The organism is Kocuria dechangensis (assembly GCF_014636775.1).
In the GTDB taxonomy this organism is placed as follows: domain Bacteria; phylum Actinomycetota; class Actinomycetes; order Actinomycetales; family Micrococcaceae; genus Kocuria; species Kocuria dechangensis.
On record NZ_BMEQ01000001.1, the window covers coordinates 58,209 to 80,541 of the forward strand.

The 22,333-nt window shown below is 74.1% G+C and carries 19 protein-coding genes, 1 tRNA gene and 1 riboswitch; of the genes, 13 read left to right on the forward strand and 7 right to left on the reverse strand.

The window, feature by feature from the left end; translation table 11 throughout:
- Positions 1 to 43: 43 nt before the first annotated feature.
- From IEW07_RS00250 to IEW07_RS00260, 3 genes are read right to left on the reverse strand one after another with little or no spacing between them, the layout of a single operon-like run.
- Positions 44 to 1,696 carry a DNA repair helicase XPB gene (locus tag IEW07_RS00250; protein ID WP_188533834.1) on the reverse strand — a complete coding sequence of 551 codons (1,653 nt, stop codon included), beginning with the start codon at positions 1,694 to 1,696 and terminating at the stop codon, positions 44 to 46.
- Positions 1,693 to 3,816, reverse strand: coding sequence for a helicase-associated domain-containing protein (locus IEW07_RS00255; protein WP_188533835.1), 2,124 nt, complete (start codon positions 3,814 to 3,816; stop codon positions 1,693 to 1,695). The genes IEW07_RS00250 and IEW07_RS00255 overlap by 4 nt, the downstream gene beginning before the upstream one ends.
- 3 nt (positions 3,817 to 3,819) lie before the next feature.
- Positions 3,820 to 4,077, reverse strand: coding sequence for a hypothetical protein (locus IEW07_RS00260; protein WP_188533836.1), 258 nt, complete (start codon positions 4,075 to 4,077; stop codon positions 3,820 to 3,822).
- Between the two features lie 216 nt (positions 4,078 to 4,293).
- Between IEW07_RS00260 and IEW07_RS00265 the strand changes: the two genes are divergently transcribed.
- The 3 genes from IEW07_RS00265 to IEW07_RS00275 are packed head-to-tail and all read left to right on the forward strand — an operon-like array spanning position 4,294 to position 6,630.
- Positions 4,294 to 4,677, forward strand: a complete 384-nt coding sequence (locus tag IEW07_RS00265) for a cold-shock protein (protein ID WP_188533837.1) — start codon at positions 4,294 to 4,296, stop codon at positions 4,675 to 4,677.
- Between the two features lie 52 nt (positions 4,678 to 4,729).
- A complete protein-coding gene (locus IEW07_RS00270) occupies positions 4,730 to 5,350 on the forward strand; it encodes a DUF3027 domain-containing protein (RefSeq protein WP_188533838.1) in 621 nt (206 codons plus the stop codon).
- Positions 5,351 to 5,403: 53 nt separating this feature from the next.
- Positions 5,404 to 6,630 carry an MFS transporter gene (locus IEW07_RS00275; protein WP_188533839.1) on the forward strand — a complete coding sequence of 409 codons (1,227 nt, stop codon included), beginning with the start codon at positions 5,404 to 5,406 and terminating at the stop codon, positions 6,628 to 6,630.
- Here the strand turns inward: IEW07_RS00275 and serC are convergent.
- A complete protein-coding gene (gene serC, locus IEW07_RS00280) occupies positions 6,627 to 7,766 on the reverse strand; it encodes a phosphoserine transaminase (RefSeq protein ID WP_229741454.1) in 1,140 nt (379 codons plus the stop codon). The genes IEW07_RS00275 and serC overlap by 4 nt on opposite strands.
- Before the next feature lie 285 nt (positions 7,767 to 8,051).
- On the opposite strand from serC, the gene IEW07_RS00285 reads away from it, so the two are divergent.
- The 4 genes from IEW07_RS00285 to IEW07_RS00300 all read left to right on the forward strand — a co-directional run bounded on the left by IEW07_RS00285 (position 8,052) and on the right by IEW07_RS00300 (position 11,684).
- Positions 8,052 to 8,741 carry a metal-dependent transcriptional regulator gene (locus IEW07_RS00285; RefSeq protein ID WP_188533840.1) on the forward strand — a complete coding sequence of 230 codons (690 nt, stop codon included), beginning with the start codon at positions 8,052 to 8,054 and terminating at the stop codon, positions 8,739 to 8,741.
- Positions 8,742 to 9,110: 369 nt separating this feature from the next.
- Positions 9,111 to 9,259, forward strand: a riboswitch (cyclic di-AMP (ydaO/yuaA leader).
- 7 nt (positions 9,260 to 9,266) lie between these two features.
- On the forward strand, positions 9,267 to 9,977 hold the full coding sequence (locus tag IEW07_RS00290; RefSeq protein WP_188533841.1) for a C40 family peptidase: 711 nt from the start codon (positions 9,267 to 9,269) through the stop codon (positions 9,975 to 9,977).
- 284 nt (positions 9,978 to 10,261) lie between these two features.
- Positions 10,262 to 11,296 carry a C40 family peptidase gene (locus IEW07_RS00295; protein WP_188533842.1) on the forward strand — a complete coding sequence of 345 codons (1,035 nt, stop codon included), beginning with the start codon at positions 10,262 to 10,264 and terminating at the stop codon, positions 11,294 to 11,296.
- Between the two features lie 121 nt (positions 11,297 to 11,417).
- Complete coding sequence (locus IEW07_RS00300) at positions 11,418 to 11,684, forward strand: hypothetical protein (protein WP_188533843.1); 267 nt, start codon at positions 11,418 to 11,420, stop codon at positions 11,682 to 11,684.
- Here the strand turns inward: IEW07_RS00300 and IEW07_RS21585 are convergent.
- Positions 11,602 to 12,981 (reverse strand): DUF4031 domain-containing protein, encoded by a 1,380-nt coding sequence (locus tag IEW07_RS21585; RefSeq protein WP_188533844.1) that lies wholly within the window; start codon positions 12,979 to 12,981, stop codon positions 11,602 to 11,604. The two genes, IEW07_RS00300 and IEW07_RS21585, sit on opposite strands and share 83 nt — an antisense overlap.
- Before the next feature lie 62 nt (positions 12,982 to 13,043).
- On the opposite strand from IEW07_RS21585, the gene IEW07_RS00310 reads away from it, so the two are divergent.
- Positions 13,044 to 13,116, forward strand: a tRNA-Arg gene (locus tag IEW07_RS00310).
- Positions 13,117 to 13,190: 74 nt separating this feature from the next.
- Here the strand turns inward: IEW07_RS00310 and IEW07_RS00315 are convergent.
- Positions 13,191 to 13,835, reverse strand: a complete 645-nt coding sequence (locus IEW07_RS00315; protein ID WP_229741455.1) for a hypothetical protein — start codon at positions 13,833 to 13,835, stop codon at positions 13,191 to 13,193.
- 149 nt (positions 13,836 to 13,984) lie between these two features.
- On the opposite strand from IEW07_RS00315, the gene IEW07_RS00320 reads away from it, so the two are divergent.
- The gene (locus tag IEW07_RS00320) at positions 13,985 to 14,713 is read left to right on the forward strand and encodes an NHL repeat-containing protein (RefSeq protein ID WP_229741456.1); all 729 of its coding nucleotides are present in this window, start codon (positions 13,985 to 13,987) and stop codon (positions 14,711 to 14,713) included.
- Positions 14,714 to 14,780: 67 nt separating this feature from the next.
- Positions 14,781 to 17,267, forward strand: coding sequence for a DNA helicase PcrA (gene pcrA / locus IEW07_RS00325; RefSeq protein ID WP_188533846.1), 2,487 nt, complete (start codon positions 14,781 to 14,783; stop codon positions 17,265 to 17,267).
- Between the two features lie 79 nt (positions 17,268 to 17,346).
- On the opposite strand, the gene IEW07_RS00330 is transcribed toward pcrA, so the two are convergent.
- Entirely contained in the window at positions 17,347 to 18,132 is a 786-nt protein-coding gene (locus tag IEW07_RS00330) for a hypothetical protein (protein WP_188533847.1), read from the reverse strand.
- Positions 18,133 to 18,396: 264 nt separating this feature from the next.
- Here IEW07_RS00330 and sucC point away from each other — a divergent pair, with 264 nt between their 5' ends.
- From sucC to IEW07_RS00345, 3 genes are all read left to right on the forward strand, one after another.
- Entirely contained in the window at positions 18,397 to 19,566 is a 1,170-nt protein-coding gene (gene sucC / locus IEW07_RS00335) for an ADP-forming succinate--CoA ligase subunit beta (protein ID WP_188533848.1), read from the forward strand.
- Positions 19,567 to 19,605: 39 nt separating this feature from the next.
- A complete protein-coding gene (gene sucD / locus IEW07_RS00340) occupies positions 19,606 to 20,523 on the forward strand; it encodes a succinate--CoA ligase subunit alpha (protein ID WP_188533849.1) in 918 nt (305 codons plus the stop codon).
- Between the two features lie 174 nt (positions 20,524 to 20,697).
- Positions 20,698 to 22,326 (forward strand): alkaline phosphatase D family protein, encoded by a 1,629-nt coding sequence (locus IEW07_RS00345; RefSeq protein ID WP_188533850.1) that lies wholly within the window; start codon positions 20,698 to 20,700, stop codon positions 22,324 to 22,326.
- Positions 22,327 to 22,333 lie beyond the last annotated feature (7 nt).

A 22,333-nucleotide genomic window follows, 5' to 3' on the forward strand; every position in this document is an offset into this window, starting at 1 on the left:
GGGCTGAGCGGTGTTCGGGCGGACGCCGAAAACCGTCCGGGGATCAGAGGTCCCCGGCGTCCACGATCCGGTAGGCGTAGCCCTGCTCGGCGAGGAAGCTCCGGCGCCGCGCTGCGTAGGTGGCGTCCACGGTGTCCCGGGCCACCACGGTGTAGAACGTCGCCGGGCGGCCGTCGCGCTTGGGCCGCAGCAGCCGGCCGAGCCGCTGCGCCTCCTCCTGCCGGGAGCCGAACGCCCCCGAGACCTGCACCGCCACGGAGGCCTCCGGCAGGTCGATCGAGAAGTTGGCGACCTTGGAGACCACGAGCACCGGCAGCTCCCCGGCGCGGAACGCGGCGAAGAGCTTCTCCCGCCGGGCGGTGCCGGTGGAGCCCTTGAGGACGGGGGCGTCCAGCAGGGCGCCCAGCTCGTCGAGCTGGTCGAGGAACTGCCCGATCACCAGCACCGGCTCCCCGGGGTGGCGGGCCACGATCCGGGCCACGACGTCGAGCTTGTGCGCGGAGGACGCCGCGAGGCGGTGCCGGTCCGCGTCCCCCGCGGACGCGTAGGCCATCCGGTCGCCGGTCGGCAGCTCGACCCGCACCTCGACGCAGTCGGCGGGGGCGATGTGGCCCTGCGCCTCGATCTCCTTCCACGGCGCGTCGTAGCGCTTCGGGCCGATGAGGGAGAACACCTCGCCCTCCCGGCCGTCCTCCCGCACCAGGGTCGCGGTCAGCCCGAGCCGCCGCCGGGCCTGCAGCTGAGCGGTCATCCGGAACACGGGCGCGGGCAGCAGGTGCACCTCGTCGTAGACGATCAGGCCCCAGTCGTGGTCGTCGAGCAGCTCCAGGTGCGGGTGCAGGCCGCCGCGGCGCGCCGTGAGGACCTGGTAGGTCGCGATCGTCACGGGCCGGACCTCCTTGACCGCCCCGGAGTACTCGCCGATCTCGTCCTCGGTGAGGGTGGTGCGGCGCAGCAGCTCGGCCTTCCACTGCCGCGCCGAGAGCGTGCTGGTGACCAGCACCAGCGTCGTCGTCGAGCTCGCCGCCATGACGCCGGCGCCCACGAGGGTCTTGCCCGCCCCGCACGGGAGGACGACGACGCCGCTGCCGCCCGCCCAGAAGTTCTCCACCGCGTGCCGCTGGTACGGGCGCAGCGCCCAGGGGTCTCCCGTGGCGGGGTCCTGCTCCGTCAGCGAGATGGGGTGGGGCGTGCCGTCGACGTACCCGGCGCGGTCCTCGGCGGGCCAGCCCACGGCCAGCAGCAGCTGCTTGAGCTCCCCGCGGGCGCTCGCGTGCACCACGGTGGTGGCCCCGTCGATCCTGGGCCCGAGCAGGGGTGCGATCCTGCGGTGCCGCGCGATCTCCTCGAGGACGGGGGCGTCCCGGGACCGCAGCACGAGCCCGTGCACGGGGTCCTTCTCCAGCACCAGCCGGCCCCAGCGGGACATCGTCTCGTCGATGTCCACGAGCAGCCCGTGCGGGACGGGGTAGCGGGAACGGGTGAGCAGCACGTCGAGCACCTTCTCGGCGTCGAGGCCCGCGGCGCGGGCGTTCCACAGCCCCAGGGGGGTGATGCGGTAGGTGTGCACGTGCTCGGGGGCGCGCTCCAGCTCCGCGAACGCGGCGAGCTCCCGGCGGGCGTCGTCCGCCTGCTCGTGGTCCAGCTCGAGCAGGACGGTCCGGTCGCTCTGCACGATGAGCGGTCCTCCGGTCATGCGCGGGCTCCTCCGTGGTCGGTGGTCTCTGCGAGACCGGGGGTGTCGGGAAGGTCGTCGGGGGCGTCGCCGCCGGTGAGCCGGGCGAGGAGGTCATCGACGTCCTCCGCGGCGGGCTCCGGCTGGCGCGGGGCGGGGACCTCGAGCAGCAGGAGGGGGTCGGCGGCCTCCGGGACGGGCGGGGCCGGCGGTCCGGCGTCCAGGGCCGGCTCGGTGCCGGTGGCCCGGGCCGCGGCCACGAGCTCCTCCAGGCCGCCGTCGCGGGCGGCGGGAGGACGGCGGCGGTCCGTCCCCTCCGGCCCGGCGGGCACCACCAGGACCCCCGGGGCGGGCCGGCGCAGGGGACGCCCGGCCAGCTCCGGCGAGCGGGCCAGGGCCTCGAGGAGGTCCTCCTCGCCGGTGACCACCCAGTCCGCCCGGGTGATCCGCAGCCGCCCGTGGCCGCGGCCCGTCTCCTCGACCAGGTACGCCAGGGGCTGCGGCACGGGCCCGGTGCCGTGCTCGGCGAGCCAGGCGAGGATCCCCGCAGCGGTCCAGCCCGCGTCCAGGGCGCGGTGCAGGGAGGCCTCCGTGAAGCGGTGGCGGGGCGCCGGGCCGTGGCCCTCCGCATCGGCCAGCTGCCCCAGCGCCCGGGCCACGTCCGGGGCCAGGTAGCCGGGGGCCGTGGCGGTGAGGTCCCCCTGCAGCAGCACGGCCCGGACCGGGGCGGGCAGCCACTGCGCCACGTCCCGCGCGGCGTCCTCGAGCCGCCCCTCGGCAACGGCCAGCCCGGGGGCCGTCAGCGCGTCCACGCCCAGCAGCCCGAGCTCCGCGGCCTCCTCGAGCAGTCCGGGGCCCCACCGGTCGAGGGACCGGGCCAGGCGCGGGCGGCGCCACCGGGCGAGCGCCAGGACGTCCTCGGCCCGGTGGCCTCCCGGCGCGCGGGCGGCCAGCGCGGCGTGCGAGCCCAGCAGGGCCCGCCGCACGGGCGCCGCCTCGGGCACGCGGGTGCCACGGGTGAGGACCCCGACCACCGACCCGTCGGCCAGGGGCACGCCCGCCGCGGAGGGGACGACGTCCGAGGCCCTCCACGAGCGCAGCACGTGCAGCCACTGGCGCGGGCGCTCGGCGTCCTCGAAGGGAGCCGGCGCCGGGTGCCACTCGGACGTGTCCGGGTCCAGCAGCACGAGACCGGCGAGCTCGCAGAGGCCCAGCAGGCGGGCGAGCTCCGCGGGCTCGAGCTCCAGGGCGGCGCGCAGCCGGCGCAGCTCCCGCACCCCGATCCCGCCGGCGCGCAGCGTGGTCAGCGGTCGCTCCCGCAGCTCGGCGCGGAGCGCGGCGATCCGGCGCAGGAGCTGCTCGACCGCGGCCGCCGCGGCGTTGTCCCGCAGCCGCTCGGGCACCCTCGCCGGCCGCGGCGCCGGGGGTTCCGCGGAGCCCGCCGCCCACGGGTCGCCGCCGCGCAGGGCGAGGCCGACCTCCCGGGGCAGCTCCACGTGGCGGGAGTCGACCGGGAGCAGGGCCCCTCGGGCCAGCAGCCAGTCGACGGGGCGCGCGGCGGGGTCGGCGTCCGGGTCCCCACGGCGCAGGGCGTCCGGCAGGACGCCCACGGGCCAGGAGCGGAAGCGCTCGAGCACCGGGAGGACCGGGGCGGGCCACGCCGCCACGTCCGCCGGGGCGCGGTAGCCCGGTGCGCCGGCCGGCACGGAGGGTCCCTGACCGGGGATCGTCGCCCCGCGGCGCAGGCGGGCGGCCTGCGCGGCCAGGACCGCGTGCGGGCGGCCGAGCCCGGCGGGGTAGCGGCCGAGGGCCTCGGCGAGCCCCGGGACGAGGCGCAGGCCGTCGTCGTCCCGGTGCACGAGGGCCAGCCGGTGCAGCCGGTCCCACGGAGGACCGGCCAGCAGGGCCGCGGCGGGGACGTCCGGCATCCCCAGCACCACGGCGCGCTCCACGGCGTCCAGCTCGGGGCGGGTCAGCTCGTCCAGCGCGCGGCGCAGGCCGCTGCGGGAGACCAGGCCCTCGGCGAGGTCGGCGAAGGACGCGGTGCCGGGACGCACGGCGTCGGACCGGGCGGAGAGCAGCGCCGCCAGCTCGGCGGGGGAGCGGGACGCGAGATCCCGGAGCAGTCCGTCCGGGACCACGGGTCAGACCCGGCGGCGGCGCAGCACGGAACGGACGAGGTACGCGCCGAAGAGCAGGAACGAGACCGGCAGCGCGAACCAGGGGATGACCGTGAAGCCGTCCCACGGGTCGACCCCCGCCCACTTCAGCACCAGCAGCAGCACCAGGGAGAGCGCGCAGACCAGGCCGAGCACGACTGCGGCGGCGCTCAGGAGGTCGATCCCGGAACGGGGGGCGGGGCGGTCCCCCGGCACGGCGGGTCGGTCGTCGAGTGCAGGCATGCCTCCAAAGTACCAAGCGGGACGGACGGGCGCGCACCTGGACCGCGGCCACGGGCCCCGGGCGGGACGGGCCGGGCGGGCGGACGGGATAGAATGGGAGGTTCCATCGGTGGCCCGGCGGCGAGAGCGCGGGCCGCCCTTCCACGGGGTGCGACGACGCGCCCCGTGACGCACACGAGGACGTACGTCCATGCACACGAGAACGAGGGAGACAGCGTGCCCACCGGCAAGGTCAAGTGGTTCGATTCCAAGAAGGGCTTCGGGTTCGTGGCGACCGACGACGGGCAGGAGGTCTTCCTGCCCTCCTCCGCGCTGCCCTCCGGCGTCACCACGGTGAAGCCCGGCACGCGCATGGAGTTCGGCGTGGCCGAGGGACGCCGCGGGGCCCAGGCGCTGTCCGCGAGGATCCTGGAGAAGGCCCCGTCCATCGCCAAGAACGTCCGCAAGCCGGCCGAGGAGATGGCGGTGATCACCGAGGATCTCATCAAGCTGCTCGACGGCATGTCCAACGACCTGCACCGCGGCCGGTACCCCGACTCCGCGCACGGGAGGAAGATCGCCGCGATCCTCCGCACCGTCGCCGACAACCTGGACGTCTGAGCGCCCACGGCACCACCACCCGCTTCACGCACCACCCCGAGGGAGACGAGCAGTGACCCAGGAGACCGAGCAGGACGCGCCCGCCGAGACCGAGCCGCAGGAGCAGGACCGCTCCCTGCCCGCCCGGGCGGTCCGGCGCCGCCGCGCCCCCAAGCAGGACCCGCTCCTCGTGGCGGACGTCGCCACCGCCCGCACCGCCGTGGAGGAGATCGCACAGCCCGGCCACATCGGGGAGGGCCACCGTGTGGAGGTGGAGGAGGACCGGCTGGTCATCCACCTCTTCGAGTGCACCCTGCCCGGCTACCGCGGCTGGAACTGGTTCGCCAGCCTCGCCCGGGCCCCCCGCAGCAAGACGGTGACGGTGTGCGAGGTCGGGCTCCTGCCGGGCGAGGACGCCCTGCTGGCGCCCGAGTGGGTGCCGTGGTCGGACCGGGTGAGCGCCGAGGAGAAGGCCCAGGAGGAGCAGGACCGGGAGGACGCCGACGAGCAGGACACCGACCAGCCCGGCGCCGACGAGCAGGAGGCCGACCAGCGGGACGCCGACCAGCCCGGCGCGGAGCCGCTCGCCGCCCAGGACGCCACCGCCCAGGACGCCACCGCCCAGGAGGAGTCCCGGCAGGAGGAGCCCGAGCAGGAGGAGCCCGCCGGCGGCCCGGAGGGCGAGCGCTCCTGAGCCCCGCGCCGACCCGGGCGGGGACGGACGGTGCCTCCCTGCCCCCGGGCGGGATGTTCCGCTCCTTCCGGTTCCGGAACTACCGGGTGTGGTTCGCGGGCGCCCTCGTGTCCAACATCGGGACGTGGATGCAGCGCACGGCCCAGTCCTGGCTGGTCTTCGACGAGCTGACGGACCACGACGCCACCGCCATGGGCGTGGTGACCGCCCTGCAGTTCCTGCCCCAGCTGTTCCTGGCGCCGTGGGCGGGGGTGCTCGCGGACCGCGTGGACCGGCGGCGGCTGCTGCTGTGGACGCAGTCGGCCATGGCCGTGCTCGCCGCGGGGCTGGGGCTGCTCGTGATCTCCGGAGCCGCCACCCTCTGGTCCGTCTACGCCTTCGCGCTGGCCCTCGGCGTCGTCGCCACGCTGGACGCCCCGGTGCGCCAGACGTTCGTCTCCGAGATGGTCGACGACGACTACCTGTCCAACGCCGTGGCCCTGAACTCGACGTCGTTCAACTCGGCCCGGATGATCGGGCCGGCGGCCGCCGGCGTGCTGGTGGCCTCCGTCGGCTCGGGGTGGGTGTTCCTGCTCAACACGCTGACCTTCGGCGCGATGCTCGCGGCGGTGCTGGCCATCCGGGGGAGCGAGCTGCGGCGGATGCCGCGCAGCGGCCGGGGCCGGGGCCAGATCCGGGAGGGGATCGCCTACGTCGCCGGCCGCCCCGACATCGTGGCGGTGCTGGTGACCATCTTCCTCATCGGGACGTTCGGGCTGAACTTCGCCGTCTTCCTCGCCGCGATGGCGGGCCCCGTGTTCGGCCGCGGCTCGGAGGTCTTCGGGCTGCTCAACTCGGTGCTGGCCGTCGGCACCGTGGCCGGCGCGCTGCTGTCGGCGCGGCGGCGCAGCGCCCGGCTGCGCTACGTCTACGGGGGCAGCGCGGTGTTCGCGCTCAGCTGCCTGGGCGCCGCCACGGCGCCCAGTCTGCCCCTCTTCGCGCTGTGGCTGGTGCCGTGCGGGCTGTCCTCGCTGACGATCATGACCACGGCCAACGCCTACGTGCAGTCGACCACCTCACCGGTGATGCGCGGGCGCGTGATGAGCCTCTACATGGCGATCTTCATGGGCGGCACCCCCGTGGGGGCGCCGGTGGTGGGGTGGATCACCGACGCCCTGGGCGCCCGCTGGGGCATGGGGGTCGCGGTCGCGGCAGGGCTGGCGGGTGCCGTCGTGGGACTGGTCTTCTGGTGGCGCCTGCGTGCCGACCGCGCGGTCCCCGGCGAGGCGCCGGCCGCCTAGCCCTGCCCGCCGGGCCGCAGCTGCCCGACGACGTGGTCGACGCAGCGCAGCAGCCGGGCCACGTCGTCGGGGTCGATGGAGACGAAGGTCGCGATCCGCAGCTGGTTGCGGCCCAGCTTGCGGTAGGGCTCCACGTCGACGACCCCGTGCGCGCGCAGCACGGCCGCGACGGCCGCGGCGTCCACGGACCCGTCGAAGTCGACCGTGGTGATCACCGTGGAGCGGTCCTCGGGGCGGGCCACGAAGGGCGTCGCGAAGGGCGAGGCCTCGGCCCAGGCGTAGACCAGGTCGGAGGACTCCCTGGTGCGGGCCGCAGCCCAGGCCATCCCGCCCTGCTCGTTGAGCCAGCGGACCTGCTCGTCCAGCATCACGAGGGTGGCCAGCGCCGGGGTGTTGTAGGTCTGGTTCTTCCGGGAGTTCTCCAGGGCCGTGGAAAGCTGCAGGAAGTCCGGGATCCACCTCCCGGAGGCCCCGATCCGCTCGATCCGCTCGACGGCGGCGGGGGAGAAGGCGCCCAGCCACAGCCCGCCGTCGGAGCCGAAGTTCTTCTGCGGGGAGAAGTAGTAGACGTCCGTCTCGGCCAGGTCCGCGGCCATGCCTCCCGCCGCCGAGGTGGCGTCGACCAGCACGAGGGCGTCGCCGCCGATGCCCTCGGGGCGCCGCACGGGCGCGGCCACGCCGGTGGAGGTCTCGTTCTGGGGCCAGGCGTAGACGTCCACGCCCTCCTCCGCGCGGGGCTCCGGCCGGGTGCCCGGGGCGGCGTCGACCACCGAGGACCGCTCCAGGAACGGGGCCCGGTCGGTGGCCTGGGCGAACTTCGCGCCGAACTCCCCGAAGGTCAGGTGCTGGGCCTTCCGCTCCACGAGCCCGAAGGCGGCGGCGTCCCAGAACGCGGTCGCCCCGCCCAGCCCCAGGAGCACCTCGTAGCCCTCGGGCAGGCCGAAGAACTGCGCGAGGCCCTCCCGCACCGACCCCACGAGGTCCTTGACCGGGGCCTGGCGGTGGGAGGTGCCCAGCAGGGCCGACCCCGCGCGGGCGACGGCCTGGACCTGCTCCGGGCGGACCTTCGAGGGCCCCGCGCCGAACCGCCCGTCGGCGGGGAGCAGGTGCTGGGGGACGGTGACGTGTGCGGGCAAAGGACGCTCCCTCGGACAGGACGTGCGGCTGGGACGGGGTGGCGGTCCGGGCGCAGGGCACGGCGGTCGCGCCGGCGTGGCCACCGCCACCATTCTGCCCCACCCGTCCGCGCCGCTCTCCTGCCCGCCGCTCCGGCCCGCCGCTCCCGCCCGCCGGTCGGTCGTGCCGTGCGGTGGGACCCGCGCTCCGGGCGCCACGCGCACCGGCCCACTAAGCTCGTGCGGGAAGACCGGACCGGGCAGGACCCCCGGGGCCGGAGGCCCCGGACGAAGGATGACCGACGCATGAGCGAGCTGATCGACACCACCGAGATGTACCTGCGGACCGTCCTCGAGCTCGAGGAGGAGGGGATCACGCCCATGCGGGCGCGCATCGTCGAGCGCCTCGAGCACTCCGGTCCCACGGTCTCCCAGACGGTGTCCCGGATGGAGCGCGACGGCCTGCTGACGGTGGGGTCGGACCGGTCCCTGGTCCTCACCGCGGCCGGCCGCGAGCGGGCCGTCCAGGTGATGCGCAAGCACCGCCTCGCCGAGCGGCTGCTCGCCGACGTCATCGGCCTCGACCTCGCCCAGGTGCACGACGAGGCGTGCCGCTGGGAGCACGTGATGAGCGAGCAGGTGGAGCGCCGGCTGGTCGACCTGCTGCACAGCCCGCGGTACTCCCCGTACGGCACGCCCATCCCGGGCCTGGAGGCCCTCGGCGTGACCGGGCCGGAGCCCGCCGCGCGGCACCGCACGCTGCTCGAGGCCGCTCGCACGGACCCGGAGGCCGTGCACGTCGTCGCCCTGCTGCCCGAGCTGGTCCAGGCGGACACGGCCCTGCTCGGGGTGCTGAGCGACGTGGGCGTGCTCACCGGCGCGGAGGTCCGGGCGCGCGTGGACGGGTCCGTGGTGCGCGTCGAGGTCGTGTCCACCGGTCGTTCCGCCGAGCTCGACCCGGCCGCGGCGGCCGCCGTGCGGGTCCTGGCCGACTGACCGCCCGGGCGGCCGCCCGGCCACCCGGACACCCCTGACGGGGGTTGTCCCCCCATGTGTGGATGTTCACAGGTTCCATGCGCACAGCCCGGGCTGCGCCGCGTCCGGCTCCGGGTGAAACAGCAGGTCGGGCCCGGGATCCCGGGCGGAACAGCCTCTCTCCACAGGCTCGCGGAGCTGGCGGTTTGAGACGCGCGTCACCCCTGGAAGGGACAGATCCGGTAGTGGAGCGTTTCCGATCCGTGATCGGCCGTGATCAAAACGTGACACTTCCGTAATCGATCATGTACTGTTCAACGCGTGCTGATCACTGGTCGGATCGGCTCCCTCGCGCACATCGCCGAATTCTGCCGGTGCTCGGGGTCCGAAACACAGAAACTGCTTGGCAGAAGCGGGGGAACCACATCCGGCCCTGGCATCCAGGGCCTTGGGGTTAAGTCGTCAGAGCGCGTGCGCTCTGCGGCCGGGTGTCTCCCACCCGAATCCGACAGCTCACCTCGTAGGCAAAGGGAGGAACACACACCCATGGTTTTCACCAAGCAGAACTCTGCCCGCCACCGCGCCGCTGTCCAGTCCCACGCCGTGCGCAACACCACCATCGCGGCTGCCGCTGCCGGCGCCGCCGTGATCGGCTCCGTGGCTCCGGCCCAGGCGTACGCCGAGGCCCCCGTCCTCTCCGGCGCCTCCTACTCCGCTCCGGCCGCCTCCGCGGTTGCGTCCTACACCTCGTACACCTACGAGGCCCCCGTGGCCCAGCCGGCCGCCGCGACGCAGTCCTTCCAGGCCCCGGCCGTCGAGCAGGCCCCGGCCGTCGAGCAGGCTCCGGCCGTCCAGCAGGCCCCGGCCGCGCAGACCGCCTCGACCTCGAGCGTCTCCACCCAGTCGGTCTCCACCGCCTCGGTGTCCTCCGGCGGAATCGTCGGCACCGCCATGCAGGGCGTCGGCGGCGGCTACGTCTGGGGCGGCACCGCCTTCGGCGCGTGGGACTGCTCCGGCTTCACCCAGTGGGTCTTCGCCCAGAACGGCATCGACCTGCCCCGCACCACCTGGTCCCAGTTCGCGGCCGGCACCCCCACCTCGACCCCGCAGCCCGGTGACCTGGTGTCCCAGAACGGCGGCAACCACGTGGGCATCTACCTCGGCGGCGGCAAGATGATCTCCGCGCTGAACCCCTCGCAGGGCACGCAGGTCCACGACGTCAGCGTGATGCCCGTGGACGGCTACTACACCTTCTGAGCCGTACCCGCTGATCCGGCCACTCCGCTCGCGGACGACCACCGTCGTCCGCGGGCGGTCTCCGGACCGCCCGGCGGTCCCCTCTCCGCCCGCTCCCACGGGAGCGGCGCCGTCCGTTCGGACGCCCTTTCACTCCTGCTCCGCTCGCCTGCCGCGGCCCTCGTTCCTGATCCGGGAACCTCGCCCCGCCGGACACCGGACCACCCCGTGCCTCCGCCCGGGGTGGTTCCTGCTGTGTCCGCGGCGTCCCCGCCCGGCCCTCCAGAAAGTCTTCTCCCACTCTCATGACTCGTGACCTGAGCTCCTCGAACGGCATCGGCTCCCTCTTCTCCGGCAAGGCCCGCACCGTCGCCGCCGTCGCCGCCTTCTCCGGCCTGGCCCTCGCCACCACCGTGTCCGTCCAGGCCACCCCCGGCCAGGACGGGACCGCAGCCGACGCCCCGCTCTCCGCCGTCGCGGCCGCCACGCCGGCCGCCGCCCCGGCCGTCTCCCTCGAGCCGGTGGCCCACGTGACGAAGGCCGAGAAGGCCGACGAGCCCGAGCGGGCCGCGAAGTCCGCCGATGAGAAGGCCGAGGAGAAGAAGGTCCCCGCGGCCGAGCAGGCGCCGGCTCCCGCCCCGGCTGCCGCCCCCGCGGTGGAGGCCCCGGCTCCCGTGGCCGCCCCCGTGGTGGAGGCCCCGAAGCCGGTGGCTGCTCCCGCCGTCCAGGCGCCGAAGCCGGCCGCCCCTGCGGTGGAAGCCCCCAAACCCGTGGCTGCTCCCGCCGTCCAGGCGCCGAAGCCGGCCGCCCCTGCGGTGGAGGCACCCAAGCCCGTGGCTGCTCCCGTGGTCCAGGCCCCGAAGCCCGCCGCGGCGCCGAAGCCCGTGGCTGCTCCCGCGGTCCAGGCGCCGAAGCCCGCCGCGGCGCCGAAGCCCGTGGCTGCTCCCGTGGTCCAGGCGCCGAAGCCCGCCGCGGCCCCCGCCACCACGGTCACCCCCCAGTCCTCCTCCTCCGGCAAGGGCGCCACCATCGCGTCCGCGGCCCAGGGCCAGCTCGGCGTCAGCCAGGACTGCACCGCCCTGGTCACCAACGCCCTGCGCGCCGCCGGCATCAACCACCACGGCTGGCCGGCCTCCTACCTCGGCCTCGGCACCCGCGTCTCCGCGGCGCAGGCCCAGCCCGGCGACATCGTCTACTACGCCAACGGCGGCTCCGGCTTCGCCCACATCGCGATCTACATCGGCGGCGGCAAGGCCGTGCACGGCGGCTGGAACGGCAACCAGACGACCATCGCGAGCGTCAACGTGGGCTCCGGCCCCGTCTACGTCCGCGTGGCCTGAGCCCGAACGGGCACCACAGACTCCGGGTGCGCGGAACCTGTTCGACCAGACGGGTTCCGCGCACCCGGCATGCGTTCCGCCTGCGGGACCGGCACCGCACGGGCCCCGATAGACTGGGGCCATGCCCACCGACTACAGCCGCACCGCCCGGACGAGCCTCGACCGCGAGTACGCCTACATGGCCTACGGGATGCTCGGCGGAGCCGTCCCGGGGATCGTGGTCGGCTTCGTCGTCGCGGCGTTCGTCGGGCACGCCGCCATGTGGCTGTCCGTCTTCGGCGGCATCGGCATCGTGCTGGGGCTGATCACCGGCATCCTGCTCCACCGGGCGCGCCGCTCCCGCGAGGCGCCCGCCGAGCCGCGGGAGCCCGGCGCAGCGCCGGAATGACGTGGTCCCGCAGCAGCGGGGCCAGATCATCCGGCAGCACGGAGCGCCCGCAGTCCTCGAGGGGCTGCCAGCGCAGCTCCTCGATCTCCGCGAGCGGGGCGGGCTCTCCGGTCAGCGGCGCGGTGAACACCGTGCAGCGCACCCAGGTGGCCGCCTCGTTCGCCGCCGGGGCGACGAACTCGCCCAGCAGCGCCAGCTGCTCCGGGCCCACCCGCAGCCCCACCTCCTCCGCGGTCTCCCGCACGGCGGCCTCCCGCGGCGTCTCGCCGGGGTCCAGCTTGCCGCCCACCAGCATGAAGCTCCCGGTGCCGCGCTTGCGCACCGTCAGCACGGCTCCGTCGTCGTCGCACAGGCACACGGCGGTGATCACGAGGACCTCCACGTCCCGCGGGACGCCGGCCGGCGCCGCCCGCAGCCGCCCGATCTCGTCCTGGAGGTTCCTGGCGGCCCGGGCACCCCACAGCCGCTGGGCGGCGGGGGTGCGGAACAGCGGCTGGTGCTGCCACAGCCCCTCGAGCACGCGCAGCCGTCCCGCGGCGAACTGCTCGTCCGGGACGTGGGCGTACTCCCGGCGCACGCCGGCGGTGTAGGAGGCGTACCGCGCCGGGTCCGCACCGAGCACCGACAGGTCGGCGTCGACGAGCAGGGCGCCCGCCCGGTCCTCCGCGGCGACGGCGTGGTCGACGGTCAGCAGCACCAGGCGCTCGACCTCGTCCACGACGGCCGCGGGGAACCCCGCCGCGCCGAGCCGTTCGCGGGCCAGCGCCGCCGACGCGTGCTCGTCCTCCCCGGGGACGCCGCGGTGCACCGCGTCGTGGAACCACGCCGCGAGCACCGGCTCGTCGGGCGCCCCGTGGGGGAGCCCGGTCTCGGGGGCCAGACGGTCGAGGGCCTCCAGGACCGCGAGCAGGTGGGAGAGCCCGTGGTAGTGCCGGTGCGCCTCGCCCCAGCGCTCCACCAGCTCCTCCCCCAGCTCCGCGTGCGCCGGGAAGCGCGCGTCCCACCGCCGCCGCAGGGCGCCCGCGAGCTTCTCCGGCCGGGAGCGGGCCGGGACGCGCAGCCCGCTGCGCAGCAGCACCCGCGTCAGCTCCCGCCCGTCCACCGGCACCGCGCCGGCGGCCACGGCGTCGTCGTACAGGCTCGCGCGCACGTCGTAGTGGTCCTCGTCGAACGCCCGGCGGGGCACCCCGAGGCGGTCGGCGAACGCGTGGAGCTCGGCGTAGGAGGTGTCGGAGACGAGGTGCGAGAACTGCGTGCCGTGGGCGGGCCACAGCGGGGGATCGATGTAGACGGGCATGCGACCGATCCTAGACGCGCCGGTTCGCGGGGCTCCCGGAGAGCCCCTAGACTGATCGCGTCGCCCTCGTAGCTCAGGGGATAGAGCACGGCTCTCCTAAAGCCGGTGTCGTTGGTTCGAATCCAATCGGGGGCACGAGCGCACGGACGCCCCGGACCGCACGGTCCGGGGCGTCCGTCGTCCGGTCGGCTCCCTGCTCCCTCCCGGCCTCAGCCGCGGTGCGGGTCCTCTCCGGGCTCCCGGCGCCGGAGGGCCTCGACCGCCACGCGCGCGGTCAGGACCAGCAGCAGCGCGAGCAGCACCCAGCGGGCGACCGCCAGGACGGACGCGGTGGTCACGGCCGCCGCGTCGTCGGGGGCGGCGAGCGCGGCGTCGAACGCCGTGCTGGCGGTGAGCGAGACGACCGCGAAGCCCAGCACCACCGTCGAGCGGAGCCAGCGCCGGGCGCGGGTCGTCGTGTTGACCGCGACGAAGAGCAGCCAGGCCAGGCCCACGAGCAGGGGCGCCAGCAGCCCCGAGGTCCGGTGGATCCCCTCGTACTGGGCGCGGCCCTCCTCCCCGAGAGCGGCGGAGAGCCCGCGGGCGTGGTCCTGGTCGAAGCCGAGGGGCATCCACTCCGGCAGGGCCAGCTCGCCGGCGGCGTCCGCGCCGAACCGGGGGAGGATCCAGGCGTTGACGTAGAGCCACAGCAGCGCCGCGACGGTCATGGCCACGCCCACGACCAGCGCCGAGCTGGAGCGGGTCGGCTCGGGGCGCAGCTGCCCGGGCCGTGCGTCGTGCAGGTGCGTCGCCCGGGGCGGGGCGGACGCCGCGCCGCCGTGCTTCCTGGCCTTCTGTGCCGGTGTCAGTCCCATGCCCCCATTATCCGGCTGTGGGTCCCCGCCGAACATCCGGACCACGGAGTACGCTGGGACGAACCCGGGGCGGTCCGCGGACCGGCTCCAGGTCACGGCACGGTCGAGGACGACCGTGACTCGCCGAGGACGACACGGAGGTGCCCGTCATGGAACTGTCCATCGGACTCCCGGACGGCCTGCTCATGCGGCTGACCGAGGGCAACGTGCTCACGCTGTTCGAGAAGGACCATGAGACGGTCCGCCGGACCGTGGACTGCTCCGTGCTCGGCGGCGCCCCGATCGTGGACCTGGTGTGGTCGCACAAGCTCTCGGCCGTGATCGCCGCGGTGCCCTCGCTCCACAAGCTGTACCGCTGGGACCCGTACACCGACGTGCTGTACGAGTTCGCGGGGACGGGCGAGTCCGGGCGGCGGGACGGGAAGGCGGCCCAGGCGAAGTTCGCCGCCACCGTCTCCATCACCGAGGACGGCAACGGGACCCTGTGGCTCATCGACCGCGACTCGTCCTCCCTGCGCTGCATCGAGATCGACACCGACAAGCCGGACGGCGGCCCGCAGGTGTGCACCGTCGTGGGCCGCCGGGGCGCGGGCTTCGCGGACGGTCCGGCCGACGTCGCGCAGCTCGACCACCCCGAGGACCTGCAGATCCTCTACGACGGCTCCATCGTGATCGCGGACACCGGCAACGACGCCATCCGCCACCTCGATCCCGGCAGCCGGGAGCTGGAGACCGTCTACGGCGGCCACGACGCCGACGCGGTGGAGTTCGACGACGACATCCGGCTCAAGCGGCCGGTGCGGGTCACGGTGGCCGACTCCGAGCTGTGGGTCGAGGACGACAACGGCCGGCACCGCCTGGAGCTGCACTTCGTCTGAGCCCCGGTCCCGGCCCGTCCGCGGGGCCCCGCCGGTGTCCCCGACCCTCGGTAGACTGGACGGCACGATGGACTACCTCTTCGACAACCCGCTCCTGCCCTCGACGCCCCCGGCCCGCCCCGCCGAGCACGGCGCTCCCCGCCGCACCGCGGTGCCCGTGGACGCCCTCGTGGAGGGTCTCAATGAACCCCAGCGGGCCGCCGTCGAGCACTCCGGCTCGCCCCTGCTGATCGTCGCGGGCGCCGGCTCGGGCAAGACCCGGGTGCTGACCCACCGCATCGCCCACCTCCTGGCCACGGGCCGGGCCCACCAGGGCGAGATCCTCGCCATCACGTTCACCAACAAGGCCGCCGCGGAGATGCGGGAGCGGGTGGTCGAGCTGGTGGGGGAGTCCGCGAGGTCCATGTGGATCTCCACCTTCCACTCCTTCTGCGTGCGGGTGCTGCGCCGTGAGGCCGCCAGCGTGGGGCTGAAGTCCACGTTCTCCATCTACGACTCCGCAGACTCCCTGCGGCTGATCACCCTGGTCGCCAAGCAGCACGACCTCGACCCCAAGCGCTTCGCGCCCAAGAGCATCCAGCACCGGATCTCCGCGCTGAAGAACGAGCTCGTCGACGACGAGACCCACCTGTCCCGGGTCTCCGAGACCGACCCGTTCGAGAGCGCGGTCGCCCAGGTCTACCGCGGCTACACCGAGCGGCTGCGGGCCGCCAACGCGATGGACTTCGACGACCTCATCGCCCAGACGGTCCACATGTTCCGGGCGTTCCCGCAGGTCGCCGAGTACTACCGGCGCCGGTTCCGGCACGTGCTCATCGACGAGTACCAGGACACCAACCACGCCCAGTACGCGCTGGTGCGGGAGCTCGTCGGCACGGCGGCCCACGCGGCCGAGGACATCGGGCCGGGCGCGAACCCCGTGCCGCCCGCCGAGCTGACCGTCGTGGGGGACTCCGACCAGTCCATCTACGCGTTCCGCGGTGCGGACATCCGCAACATCGTGGACTTCGAGCAGGACTACCCGGAGGCGCGCACCATCCTGCTGGAGCAGAACTACCGCTCCACCCAGAACATCCTCACCGCTGCCAACGCCGTGATCGCCAAGAACAAGGGCCGCCGGGACAAGCGGCTGTGGACCGCCTCGGGCAGCGGCGAGAAGATCATCGGCTACGCCGCGGAGAACGAGCACGAGGAGGCCCGCTTCATCGCCGAGGAGATCGACCGCCTCCAGGACGACGAGGGCTACCGCCCCGGCGACGTCGCCGTCTTCTACCGCACCAACGCCCAGTCGCGGTCGCTCGAGGAGATCCTCATGCGCGTGGGCCTGCCCTACAAGGTGGTCGGCGGGACCCGTTTCTACGAGCGCAAGGAGATCAAGGACGCCCTGTCCTACCTGCGCGCCATCGTGAACCCGGCCGACGACATCAACGTCCGCCGCATCGTCAACGAGCCCAAGCGGGGGATCGGCGACCGCGCCGAGGGCGCCGCCGCGGCCCTCGCGGAGCGGGAGCGGATCTCCTTCATGGACGCCCTGCGCCGCGCCGACCAGGCCCCCGGGATGGCCACCCGCTCGGTGAACGCGGTCAGGGCGTTCGTCCAGCTCATGGACGACCTCGCCTCGGTGGCCGAGTCCGCAGGAGCGGCCACCGTGCTCGAGGCCGTCCTCGAGCAGTCCGGCTACCTCGCCGCGCTGCGGGGCTCGCAGGACCCGCAGGACGAGTCGCGGGTGGAGAACCTCGCCGAGCTCGTGGCCGTGGTCCGGGAGTTCGAGCGGGACAACCCGGACGCCGGGCTGCCCGAGTTCCTGGAGCACGTCTCCCTGGTGGCGGACTCCGACCAGATCCCCAGCAAGCCCCGCGCGGGCGAGTCGGAGGGCGGGCCGAGCGCCGAGCAGATCGCCGCGGAGGTCGCCGAGGCCCGCGCCCACGGCGTGGTCACCCTGATGACCCTGCACACCGCCAAGGGCCTCGAGTTCCCGGTGGTGTTCCTCACCGGCATGGAGCACGGGCTGTTCCCGCACCAGCGCTCCCTGACCGACGAGAAGGAGATGGAGGAGGAGCGGCGGCTCGCCTACGTGGGGCTGACCCGCGCCCGCGAGCGGCTGTACCTGACCCGCTCCGAGTTCCGCTCCATGTGGGGCCAGTCCCAGTACAACCCCGCCAGCCCGTTCCTGGACGAGATCCCGGCCGAGCTCGTCCAGTGGAAGCGGGAGGGCTCCGCGGCCGCACCCTCCTGGGGATCCTCCCTGCACGGCGGGAGCCCCGGGCGCCGGGACCCCCTGGGCGGCTCGTACTGGGGCGCCGCGGCGTCCTCGAACGCGGCGTTCGAGCGCATGGGCGCCGGTCCCTCCCGGGCCACCGCGGCCGGGCGGGTGCAGCCCAACAAGGAGATCCCCTCCCTGTCCGTGGGGGACACCGTGGACCACAAGGCGTTCGGCAAGGGCACCGTGGTGTCCCTGGAGGGCTCCGGGGACAAGACCGTGGCCAAGGTCCGCTTCGGCGGGGACGAGAAGCGGCTGCTGCTGCGCTACGCGCCGCTCACCCGCGTGGGCTGAGCCCCTCCTGCTCTCCGCCCGCCGCGAGGGCACGCGGACGCGGGGCCGGGCGGGACGCGGGGCCGGGCGGGACGCCGGATCAGACGAACAGGAGCACCGCCACCGTCGCCGGCGCCGTCCAGCGCAGCGACCTGCCGGTGAGGTTGTGCACCCCGCCGAGCAGGGTGCAGCATACGAGCGCCGTGAGCGCGGACGGCGCCCCGCCCAGCAGCAGACCGGGCAGGGCGAGCAGTGCGCCGAGCACGAGCCCGCCCACGGGGGCGGCGCGGACCAGGCGCGAGGAGGGCCACCTCAGCTGGGCCGCGCGCTGGGCCACGACGAGCACCAGGGCCAGGAGCAGGGAGCGGCCCATGTGGTAGGCGGCGTAGCCGACCATGCCGAGCCACGCGGTTCCGCCGTAGACGGCGTACAGGTCCAGGTAGCGCTGGATCGGCGGCACCCGCCACTGCCCCACGAGGAACACGGGCAGGATCACGCCCAGGAGCACGGCTGCGACGAACATCACGAAGGCCGTGGTGGTCGTGCGGTGGTCGGCGGCCGGGTCGGACGCCCCCGGCACGGCGGTCTCCGGCGCCGCAGATTCCGGCACGGCGGTCTCCCCGAGAGCGGGGTCCGCCGCGCGGTGGCGCATCCACGCGACCAGGCCGCGCTGGACGCCGAGCCACAGGGCGGCGAGGCACAGCCACACGAGGACCTGCCAGCCCAGGGGGTACACGGCGGGGATCTCCCCGGTGACCATGAGCACCGTCCCGTCCGCCACGGCCTCGAGCCCCAGGGCCAGGAACGCCAGGGCCCCGATGGAGACCAGGAAGCCGGGATCGGCCGGGGCGAACGCCCGGTTCTCGGGCGGGTCGAGAGTGCTCATGGGCCCAGTCAATCAAGAAAACCGGGACGGGAAGCACGCGGGCCTGGTTGGGGCGGCCGATGAGGCATGGACTACAGTCTGGTACAGGGAGCGCACCGGAGCGTCCTGTGCCCGGAACGGCTCGGCACGACGCCCCGGACGCCTCCGACGGGTCTCGGCCCCGAGGAGGCGCGGCGCTCCGTGTTCACCACCAGGTCGGCGTGCGACCCGGGTCCAGCCCGGGCCGACGCCGACGCACGACTTCGACGCAGAAGGACATCACCCGTGGACCTGTTCGAATACCAGGCGCGCGACCTGTTCGAGAAGCACGGCGTGCCCGTGCTCCAGGGCATCGTCGCGACCACCCCCGAAGAAGCAAAGGCCGCCGCCGAGAAGATCGGCGGCGTCACCGTCGTCAAGGCGCAGGTCAAGGTCGGCGGCCGCGGCAAGGCCGGTGGCGTGAAGGTCGCCAAGACCCCCGACGAGGCCTACGAGTACGCGCAGCAGATCCTCGGCATGGACATCAAGGGCCACACCGTCCACCGCGTGATGATCGCCCAGGGCGCCGACATCGCCGAGGAGTACTACTTCTCCGTGCTGCTGGACCGCGCCAACCGCTCCTACCTGGCCATGTGCTCCGTCGAGGGCGGCATGGAGATCGAGCAGCTCGCCGTCGAGCGGCCCGAGGCCCTGGCCCGTGTCGAGGTCGTCCCCACCGAGGGCATCACCGAGGCCAAGGCCCAGGAGATCGTCAAGGAAGCCCGCTTCGACGACGAGACCGCCGCCAAGGTCGTCCCCGTCCTCGTGAAGCTGTGGGACGTCTTCAAGAAGGAGGACGCGACCCTCGTCGAGGTCAACCCGCTGGTCAAGACCGGCGCCGGTGACATCGTCGCCCTGGACGGCAAGGTCTCCCTCGACGAGAACGCGGAGTTCCGCCACCCGGAGCACGCCGAGCTCGCGGACAAGTCCAGCGCCGACCCGCTGGAGGAGAAGGCCAAGGAGCACGACCTCAACTACGTCAAGCTCGACGGCGAGGTCGGCATCATCGGCAACGGCGCGGGCCTGGTCATGTCGACCCTGGACGTCGTGGCCTACGCCGGCGAGAAGCACGGCAACGTCAAGCCCGCCAACTTCCTGGACATCGGCGGCGGGGCCTCGGCCGAGATCATGGCCGCCGGCCTGGACGTCATCCTCAACGACCCGCAGGTCAAGTCCGTGTTCGTCAACGTCTTCGGCGGCATCACCGCGTGCGACGCCGTGGCCAACGGCATCGTGAAGGCCCTGGAGATCCTGGGCGACGAGGAGGACAAGCCGCTCGTGGTCCGTCTGGACGGCAACAACGTCGAGGAGGGCCGCCGCATCCTCGCCGCCGCCAACCACCCGCTGGTCACCCTCGCGGAGACCATGGACGAAGGCGCGGACAAGGCCGCCGAGCTGGCCCACGCCGCCAAGTAACCCGCCGAGCCAGACGAACTCTCTAAGGAACGAACAGCAATGTCTATCTTTTTGAACAAGGACTCCAAGGTCATCGTTCAGGGCATCACCGGCGGCGAGGGCACCAAGCACACCGGTCGCATGCTCGCCGCGGGCACCCAGGTCGTCGGCGGCGTGAACGCCCGCAAGGCCGGCACCACGGTCTCCCACCAGGACAAGGACGGCAACGACGTCGAGCTCCCGGTCTTCGGCACCGTCGCCGAGGCCGTGGAGAAGACCGGCGCGGACGTGTCGATCGTCTTCGTGCCGCCGGCCTTCACCAAGGACGCGGTGGTCGAGGCGATCGACGCCGAGGTCCCGCTCGTCGTGGTCATCACCGAGGGCATCCCGGTGCAGGACTCCGCCGAGTTCTGGGCCTACGCGAAGTCGAAGACCGGCGCGGACGGCAAGCAGACCACCCGGATCATCGGGCCGAACTGCCCCGGCATCATCACCCCGGGCGAGTCCCTCGTGGGCATCACCCCGGCGAACATCACCGGAAAGGGCAAGATCGGCCTGGTCTCCAAGTCCGGCACCCTGACCTACCAGATGATGTACGAGCTGCGGGACATCGGGTTCTCTTCCGCCATCGGCATCGGCGGCGACCCGGTCATCGGCACCACCCACATCGACGCCCTGGAGGCGTTCGAGGCGGACCCCGAGACCGAGGCCATCGTGATGATCGGTGAGATCGGCGGCGACGCCGAGGAGCGCGCCGCCGACTTCATCAAGGCGAACGTGACCAAGCCGGTCGTCGGCTACGTCGCGGGCTTCACCGCCCCCGAGGGCAAGACCATGGGCCACGCCGGCGCCATCGTCTCCGGCTCCTCGGGTACCGCGCAGGCCAAGAAGGAGGCCCTCGAGGCCGTGGGCGTGAAGGTCGGCAAGACCCCGTCCGAGACCGCCCAGCTGATGCGCGGGATCTTCGAGGGCAAGTGATCCGCCGGGCCCCGGCCCGCTGATCCGCCCCGGAAGGGCCCCGTCCACGCACGTCGTGGGCGGGGCCCTTCCACGTCCCCGTCCCCGTCCGCGCACGGGACCGTCCCGCGGACGTCGGCCGTCGTTCACCCCGGGGTCAACGCCCGGTCGACGACGGGCCCGAGCATGGGCGGCATGGCCACCCTCTCCCGCCGCGGGCTGCTCCAGGGCACCCTCGCCGCCTCCGCCCTAACCGTCCTGCCCGCCGGCACCGCTGCCGCCGGTCCCCTCCGCCCGGTCCGCCCCTCCACCCCCGGGCTCGTGCGCCGGCGCCTGCACCTGCCCAGCGGCATCGCCACGGGCGACGTGACCTCCCGCTCCGCGGTCCTGTGGTCCCGCACGGACGGCACCGGCCGGATGGTCGCGCGGCTGCGCGCCGTCGACGACGAGGGCACGCCGCTGCGCGGCGCCGGGTCCTTCGACCGGACCCTCACCTCGGGGTGGGTCACGGACGCGACCGACCACACCGCCAAGATCGGTGCGACCGACCTGCCGCCCGGCACCCGCTTCGCGCTGGAGGTCCGGTTCGAGGACGAGGACGGCGTGCTCTCCGACGTCGCCCGCGGCGCGTTCCGCACCGCGCCGGGCGGGGCCCGGGGGAGGGGGCGCGACGACGCCCGCGGCCAGTCCTTCGTGTGGACGGGGGACACGGCCGGCCAGGGCTGGGGCATCAACCCGGGCCTGGGCGGGATGTACTGCTACCGGGCGATGCACGACCTCGACCCGGACTTCTTCATCCACGCCGGGGACACCGTCTACGCCGACGGGCCCATCCAGGCCGAGGTCGTGGAGCCGGACGGCAGCGTGTGGCGCAACGTGGTCACCGAGGGCGTCGTGAAGGTCGCCGAGACGCAGGAGGAGTTCCGGGCCAGGCACCGGTACAACCTGATGGACCACAACGTCCGGGCCATGTACGCCGACGTCCCGGTGCTCGCCCAGTGGGACGACCACGAGACCACCAACAACTGGTGGGCCGGGGAGGTCCTGGAGGACGACCGCTACACGGTGCGCGACGTCGACACCCTCGCAGCCCGGGGCCGCCGGGCCTGGCAGGAGTACCAGCCGATCGGCGACGCCCGCGCCCTGCGCCCCGGCACCACCGGCTTCGAGGACCAGCGGATCCACCGCCGGATCGAGCGCGGCCCGCAGCTGGACGTCTTCTGCCTCGGCATGCGCACCTTCAAGGGGGAGAACACCGCCGGCAGGGAGCCGCACGCCACGCCCCTGCTCGGGGAGGAGCAGGTGCAGTGGCTGATCGACGGGGTCACGTCGTCGCGCGCCACCTGGAAGGTGATCGCCGCGGACCTCCCGCTGGGGGTGGTCGTGCCCGACGGGCGGGCGCAGGAGCCCATCGCCAACGCCGACGACGGGGCGCCGCTGGGCCGGGAGCTCGAGCTGGCCCGCGTGCTCAAGGCGTTCAAGGACGCCGGGGCGCGGAACGTGGTGTGGGTGACCGCGGATGTGCACTACTGCGCCGCCCACCACTACTCGCCGGAGCGCGCGGCGTTCACGGACTTCGACGAGTTCTGGGAGTTCGTGGCCGGGCCGATCAACGCCGGCAGCTTCGGCCCGAACGGGCTGGACGGCACCTTCGGCCCCGAGCAGGTCTTCGCCAAGGCGGGACCGGCCGGCGGCTCCCCGCGGGACGGCCGCTTCCAGTTCTTCGGCCACGTGGAGCTGGCCGAGGACGACGTCCTGACCGTGAGCCTGCGCGACGGCCACGGGGACACCGTCTTCAGCAAGGAGCTCCTCCCGCGGCGCTGAGCCGGGA

Bases quoted from the DNA above. Each gene is read 5' to 3' on its own strand.
- IEW07_RS00250 (WP_188533834.1), bottom strand. From the start codon at position 1,696: ATGACCGGAGGACCGCTCATCGTGCAGAGCGACCGGACCGTCCTGCTC.
- IEW07_RS00260 (WP_188533836.1), bottom strand. From the start codon at position 4,077: ATGCCTGCACTCGACGACCGACCCGCCGTGCCGGGGGACCGCCCCGCC.
- IEW07_RS00275 (WP_188533839.1), top strand. From the start codon at position 5,404: ATGTTCCGCTCCTTCCGGTTCCGGAACTACCGGGTGTGGTTCGCGGGC.
- IEW07_RS00285 (WP_188533840.1), top strand. From the start codon at position 8,052: ATGAGCGAGCTGATCGACACCACCGAGATGTACCTGCGGACCGTCCTC.
- IEW07_RS00290 (WP_188533841.1), top strand. From the start codon at position 9,267: ATGGTTTTCACCAAGCAGAACTCTGCCCGCCACCGCGCCGCTGTCCAG.
- IEW07_RS00295 (WP_188533842.1), top strand. From the start codon at position 10,262: ATGACTCGTGACCTGAGCTCCTCGAACGGCATCGGCTCCCTCTTCTCC.
- IEW07_RS00300 (WP_188533843.1), top strand. From the start codon at position 11,418: ATGCCCACCGACTACAGCCGCACCGCCCGGACGAGCCTCGACCGCGAG.
- IEW07_RS21585 (WP_188533844.1), bottom strand. From the start codon at position 12,981: ATGCCCGTCTACATCGATCCCCCGCTGTGGCCCGCCCACGGCACGCAG.
- IEW07_RS00315 (WP_229741455.1), bottom strand. From the start codon at position 13,835: ATGGGACTGACACCGGCACAGAAGGCCAGGAAGCACGGCGGCGCGGCG.
- IEW07_RS00320 (WP_229741456.1), top strand. From the start codon at position 13,985: ATGGAACTGTCCATCGGACTCCCGGACGGCCTGCTCATGCGGCTGACC.
- pcrA (WP_188533846.1), top strand. From the start codon at position 14,781: ATGGACTACCTCTTCGACAACCCGCTCCTGCCCTCGACGCCCCCGGCC.
- IEW07_RS00330 (WP_188533847.1), bottom strand. From the start codon at position 18,132: ATGAGCACTCTCGACCCGCCCGAGAACCGGGCGTTCGCCCCGGCCGAT.
- sucD (WP_188533849.1), top strand. From the start codon at position 19,606: ATGTCTATCTTTTTGAACAAGGACTCCAAGGTCATCGTTCAGGGCATC.
- IEW07_RS00345 (WP_188533850.1), top strand. From the start codon at position 20,698: ATGGCCACCCTCTCCCGCCGCGGGCTGCTCCAGGGCACCCTCGCCGCC.